Raw genomic sequence first — 5730 nt, 5'->3', positions numbered from 1 at the left:
TTACACGACGCCCAAGGGCGGCCGTTTAGCGATCCGACTTTGCCCGTGGAAGCACTGTGGAAGCACGAGAAGCAGGTCGCGGCTTTTCGTGCAATCCAGAAAACGCCATCTGGAACAAGGTGTTGGTTGGAGGGTTTGCGTCCGTTCGGGGCGCGGACAAAAAGGATGGAGCGCTCAAAGTGCGCCTCCGCCATGATGCTCGAAACAATGGCGACTGCGCTGGCTCAGTCCGTCGTCTGGCATCAGTTCGTGTCCATCGCAGATACCAGCTTGACTCACGATCAGCGCACGATGTTAATCCCTTTTGTCAACACGGGTCTGAACTTCCCCGCAGCGCCGGACCTGCCAGCCTCCATGTCATCGCCACAGAGAAAGGCCTGATGCGCGACCGCAGTTCCGCTTTGCCCGGACGGACTCATCCTATGGACTCCGTGACGGGGATGCCAACGGCGGTAGTGCGGTGCAGCACCGTGAACAGGGGCTGGAGATCAGTGACCTGTCGGCAGAACCATTCGGCGCGGATCGGCTAGAAGGCGCGCGTAGTGGGTCAGGAAACGTGCCGCGTCGGCGCCGTTGATGACCCTGTGATCGTAGCTGAGATCGAGAGGCACCATCGGAACGGGGGACCAGTCTCCGTTCTCCCAGACCGGCACGGTTTCGGTGCGGGTCAGGCCAAGAATCGCCACCTCTGGCGGGTTCACGATTGGCGTGAAGGCCGTGCCGCCGATGCCGCCGAGGTTGGAGATCGACATTGATCCGCCGCCCATCTGATCGCCCGAAAGCTTCCTTGCCTGCGCCCGGCCTGCAAGGTCGGCGATATCGGCTGCAATCTGCCACAGGCCCTTCCTGTCGGCGTCCCGGATGACCGGCACCATCAGGCCATGGGGCGTATCGACCGCGATGCCGATATGGACGTAATCTTTCAGCACCAGCGTTTCGCCATCCGCCGTGAGCGAGGCGTTGAACCGCGGGAAGGTGCGCAGCGTTCGCGCCAGTGCCATGACGTGAAAGGCCAGTGCGGTGATCTTCACCCCGCGCGCCGCGCCCTCGTCTTTCAGCGTCTTTCGGAAGGCCTCGACCGCGCGCATATCCGTCCGGTCGTGATGCGTGACCTGCGGGATCATGGCGTTCGCCGCCGACAGGTTGGCCGAGGCGATCTGCGCGATGCGCGACATCGGTTCCTCGGTCACCGGGCCATAGGCCGCATGATCCACGTCCCAGTAGCGGCTGGCGTCGGGGGTGCCGGCTGCGGGTGCATTGCCGCCCCCGCCCAGATGCGCGTCCACGTCCTCGCGCCCAAGCGTCGTCCGGCCCGTGGCCCTGGCCACGGCTTCCAGATCGACGCCCTTGTTTGCGGCGTAGTGCTTGGTGCTTGGGCTTGCCTGAATGTCCATGATGCCCCCTTACCAGCTGGCCGAGATATACTGGGTTTCCATGAACTCCAGCATGCCCTCGTGCCCGCCTTCGCGGCCAAGGCCCGACTGTTTCACTCCGCCAAAGGGTGCGGCGGGGTCCGAGACGAGGCCACGGTTGAGGCCAACCATGCCGTATTCCAGCCGCTCACAGACCTGGATCGCGCGCTTCATATCCTCGCTGAACACATAGGCGACAAGACCATACTCGGTATCGTTGGCGCGGGCGATCACGTCTTCCTGATCGGTGAAGGTCTGGATCGCGGCGACCGGGCCGAAGATCTCGTCCTGCACGCAATCGGCGGTTTCCGGCACGTTCGACAGCACGGTCGGCGGGTAGAAGAAGCCCTTGCCGTTCGGCACCACGCCCCCGCATTCCAGTTTCGCGCCCTTGGCCAGCGCGTCCGAGACGAACTCCGCCACCTTGTCGCGCGTGTCGGCATTGACGAGCGGACCGACATCGACGGAGGGATCGGTGCCATCGCCCACCTTGAGCGCTTCCATGCGCTCGGTCAGGCGGCGGGTGAATTCCTCGGCCACGGCCTCGTGCACGTAGATGCGGTTGGCGGCGGTGCAGGCCTCGCCCAGATTGCGCATCTTGGCCAGCATGGTGCCCTCGATCGCCGTGTCCATGTCGGCGTCCTCGAAGACGATGCACGGCGCGTTGCCTCCCAGTTCCATCGCCGGTTTCAGCACCTGGTCGGCGGCCCCTTTAAGCAGCTTGCGGCCCACGCCGGTGGACCCGGTGAAGCTGATCACACGCACGCGCGGATCGTGCATCAGGTGATCGACCAGCGCACCGGTGCGGCGCGAGGGCAGGACGTTCACAAGGCCCGCAGGCACGCCGGCCTCTTCCAGCAGCGGCATCAGCGCCAGCATGGTCAGCGGGGTTTCCGAGGCGGGTTTGATGATGACGCCACAGCCAGCGGCAAGCGCGGGCGCGATCTTGCGGGTGCCCATGGCGGCGGGGTAGTTCCACGGCGTGACCAACACGGCAAGGCCCGCAGGCTTGTGCTGCACGATGATCCGCGCGCCCGATGCTGGGGCATGGGTGATCAACCCGTCAGCGCGCACGGCCTCTTCCGCGAACCAGCGGAAGAACTCGGCGGCATAGGTGGCTTCGCCCTTGGCATCCACGCCCGCCTTGCCGTTTTCCAGCGTGATCAGGTTGGCGAAATAGTCGAGCCGCGCGGTCATCAGTTCCCAGGCCTTGCGCAGCACCTCGGAGCGTTCGCGCGGGGTGCGTGCGGCCCAGTCCTTCATCGCGGCCTCGGCTGCGTCGAGGGCGGCGTCGGCATCGGCAAGCTCGGCAGAGGCGACAGAGGCCAGAACCTCCTCTGTCGCGGGGTTCAGAACGTCGAAACGGGTCTTGTCGGCACCTTCGCGCCATTCGCCGTTGATATAGAGATCGGTGTGTTCCATGTCGGTCCTCGCGGGGGTCAGAGCAGATGGCGGAGCGGTTCGGCAAGCCGACCGGCGAATCCGCCGATAAGGGAAAGCGCGTGCGGGGCAGAGAGCTGTCCGGGCGCACATTCGAGCGTGATGGTCAGGGTGTCGCCCATGCCGGTCAGGGTCAACACCGGGGTTGCTTCCGCCCCGAGATTGACCGACGTGATGGGTGATCCCGCAAGATCGCGGATGGTCAGGGCCGGTTCCGCATCCTCGGGCATCACGCGGGTTTGGCCATGGGATTCCACAGCAATGGCCGCCAGCGGATCGCCAAGGGACGCCGCGGCAAAGCGGGCCAGCAACGCGGCGCGGTCCACTGGCGCGCCGGTGTCCTCAGTGGCCCATGAACAGAAATCCGCGAAAGCCTTGGCGGGAACCTCGGCGGTCAGGAGACGGCTGGCGGTGGCGGCTGTGGTCGGGGTGGGTTCGGCCGTCGCGTCGGGCAGGTTTCTCAGCACCTCCAGATCCGCAACATGGTAGGGCTGTGGATGGCCAGCATCGACGAGCCTTTGCAGGTCCAGCCCTTCTTGCAGCGCGATCCGGCGGGCCTTGGGAGAGACGAGGATACGCCCCCCCGTGGCAACCGGTGCGGCGGCCTTCGCCACCGGTTCGGCGGAGGGTTTCGGGGAAGGCGCGGGTTTGGCCTGTTCCTTCACCGGGGCAGGGGCTGGTTTTGCGCCACCTGACCAGCTGCGGCTGACGGGTTTGGCCGGGGCCTCGGCAGAGATGATGGCGATGACTTCGCCCACGGGCGCGGCCTCGCCTGCCTCGGCCAGCAGCGCCGCGACGAAGCCCTCATGGCCTGCCTCGACTTCCATCGTTGCCTTGTCGGTTTCGACCTCGAACAGGATATCGCCAGAGGCCACGGCATCGCCGGGGGCCTTGTGCCAGGCCACGATCACGCCTTCATCCTGCGCCATGCCAAGCGCGGGCATGATGACGCCGGTGCCCTCGGGCAGGTCGTCGCTGGCAGGGGTTTCAGCCGCCGGGGCGGGGGCCGCTGTACCGCTTCCTTCCGCCGTGTCCGAGATCAGCGCGATCACGTAGCCCACGGGCACGTCGTCGCCATCGCCTGCGGTCACGTCTGTCAGGAACCCGTCCGCCGGAGATTCGACCTCCATTGTCGCCTTGTCGGTTTCCACCTCGAACAGCGCATCGCCCGCCTTGACCGCGTCGCCGGACTGTTTCAGCCAACTCACGATCTTGCCGGTGTCCTGCGCCATCCCGAGGGCGGGCATGATCACCTCATGCGGCATGGATCATCTCCCCGGACATGAGCTTGCGGGCATTCTCGGCCACCGCTTCGGGCGTCGGCACGGTGATATCCTCAAGCGCCGGGCTGAAGGGCACCGGCACGTCCATCGCCCCCATGCGCAGCACCGGCGCGTCGAGGTGATAGAAAGCCTTTTCGTTGATCCGGCCCGCGATTTCGCCGGTGATGCCGAAACTCTGGTGGCCTTCATCAACCACGATCACGCGAGAGGTCTTCTTGGCCGACTCGATCAGCGCCTTTTCGTCCAGCGGAACGATGGTGCGTGGGTCGATCACCTCGGCGCTGATGCCCTCGGCGGCCAGCATCTCGGCGGCGGCCTCGCAGACCTGCACCATGGAGGACGTACCGATCAGGGTGATGTCCGTGCCTTCGCGCTTGATGTTCGCCTCGCCGAAGGGGATCAGGTATTCCTCTTCGGGCACAGGGGCCTTGTCGTTGTACATCAGCTTGTCTTCGAAGATCACGACCGGGTTGTTGTCGCGGATCGCGGTCTTCATCAGGCCCTTGGCCTCATAGGCCGAAGACGGCAGCGCCACTTTCAGACCCGGGATATGGGCCACCAAAGCATGAAGCGATTGCGAATGCTGTGCGGCTGACCGCCGGGTCGCGCCCAGGTTGGTGCGCAAAACCAGCGGCACGCTCAACTTGCCGCCTGACATATAGTGGGTCTTGGCGGCCTGATTGCAGAGCTGATCCATGATCAGGTAGATGAAATCGCCGAACATCAGATCCACCACGGGGCGGGAACCGGTCATGGCGGCGCCGACGGCCAGCCCCATGAAACCCGGCTCGGCGATCGGCGTGTCGACAACGCGCGCGGTGCCGAATTCCTCGACCAGGCCGGACAGCACCTTGAACGGCGTGCCCGCCTCGGCCACGTCTTCGCCGATGATGAAGACGGTCTCGTCGCGGCGCATTTCTTCGGCCAGCGCCTCGTTTACCGCCTGGGACAGGGTGATATTACGCATGTGTCTTTCTCCTCAGGCCGTGTCGCGGTCAAGCGCGTGTTCAATGTCGGTGTAGACATGCATGTCCACCTCGGAGACGTCCGGGTATTTGGCGTTCAGCGCGTATTCCACGGCGTCCGCCGCGTCCTGCTTGATCTCTGCATTCATCGCATCGAGATCCTCTTCGCTGGCGATGCCTTCCTCGACCAGCCAGGAGCGGAAGCGGATGATCGGATCGCGGTTTTCCTTCCAGTCCTTCTCTTCTTCCTTGGACCGGTAGTATTCGCGGTTGATGTCGCCCACATGGTGCCCGTGATAGCGATAGGTCATCAGTTCCATGAAGAACGGACCTTCGCCCTTGCGGGCACGGTCGACGAGCTTCTGGGTCAGGGCATTGACGGCGAGAACGTCCTGCCCGTCCACCTGATGCGCCTCGATGCCGAAGGCCTCGGCGCGGGCGGTGATGGAGCCGGCAGCGATCTCGTCGGTTCTGGTGTACTCGGAATAGCCGTTGTTTTCACAGGCATAGATGACCGGCAGGTTCCATAGCGCGGCCATGTTCATGACCTCGTACATCAGCCCCTGCGCCGTGGCGCCGTCGCCAAAGAAACAGACGGTCACATCGTCTTTGCCGAGCAGTTTGGCGGAG

At 64.7% G+C, this 5730-nt stretch carries 6 protein-coding genes; 1 reads left to right on the top strand and 5 read right to left on the bottom strand.

From position 1 onward, the window contains the following. Positions 1–381 (top strand): hypothetical protein (locus BKY26_RS20525; protein ID WP_211268003.1); only part of this gene is annotated, 381 nt, incomplete at its 5' end. A gap of 107 nt (positions 382–488) precedes the next feature. Here BKY26_RS20525 and BKY26_RS15810 read toward each other — a convergent pair. From BKY26_RS15810 to BKY26_RS15790, 5 genes are all read right to left on the bottom strand, one after another. Next, on the bottom strand, positions 489–1394 hold the full coding sequence (locus BKY26_RS15810; protein ID WP_071691352.1) for a 2-oxo acid dehydrogenase subunit E2: 906 nt from the start codon (positions 1392–1394) through the stop codon (positions 489–491). A gap of 9 nt (positions 1395–1403) precedes the next feature. After that, positions 1404–2834, bottom strand: coding sequence for an NAD-dependent succinate-semialdehyde dehydrogenase (locus BKY26_RS15805; RefSeq protein WP_071691351.1), 1431 nt, complete (start codon positions 2832–2834; stop codon positions 1404–1406). 17 nt (positions 2835–2851) lie between these two features. Further along, positions 2852–4117, bottom strand: a complete 1266-nt coding sequence (locus tag BKY26_RS15800; RefSeq protein ID WP_071691350.1) for a biotin/lipoyl-containing protein — start codon at positions 4115–4117, stop codon at positions 2852–2854. Next, positions 4107–5102, bottom strand: coding sequence for an alpha-ketoacid dehydrogenase subunit beta (locus BKY26_RS15795; RefSeq protein ID WP_071691349.1), 996 nt, complete (start codon positions 5100–5102; stop codon positions 4107–4109). The genes BKY26_RS15800 and BKY26_RS15795 overlap by 11 nt, the downstream gene beginning before the upstream one ends. 12 nt (positions 5103–5114) lie before the next feature. Continuing rightward, positions 5115–5730: thiamine pyrophosphate-dependent dehydrogenase E1 component subunit alpha (locus tag BKY26_RS15790; RefSeq protein WP_131541903.1), on the bottom strand; the 616-nt coding region annotated here is incomplete at its 5' end.

Source organism: Nioella sediminis, from assembly GCF_001879695.1.
GTDB classification, from domain to species: Bacteria; Pseudomonadota; Alphaproteobacteria; order Rhodobacterales; family Rhodobacteraceae; genus Nioella; species Nioella sediminis.
This window is presented reverse-complemented; position numbering and strand designations above follow the sequence as displayed.

What these genes read in the sequence shown, in the direction of transcription:
- BKY26_RS15810 (WP_071691352.1), bottom strand. Translation starts at nt 1,394, where the DNA reads ATGGACATTCAGGCAAGCCCAAGCACCAAGCACTACGCCGCAAACAAG.
- BKY26_RS15805 (WP_071691351.1), bottom strand. Translation starts at nt 2,834, where the DNA reads ATGGAACACACCGATCTCTATATCAACGGCGAATGGCGCGAAGGTGCC.
- BKY26_RS15800 (WP_071691350.1), bottom strand. Translation starts at nt 4,117, where the DNA reads ATGCCGCATGAGGTGATCATGCCCGCCCTCGGGATGGCGCAGGACACC.
- BKY26_RS15795 (WP_071691349.1), bottom strand. Translation starts at nt 5,102, where the DNA reads ATGCGTAATATCACCCTGTCCCAGGCGGTAAACGAGGCGCTGGCCGAA.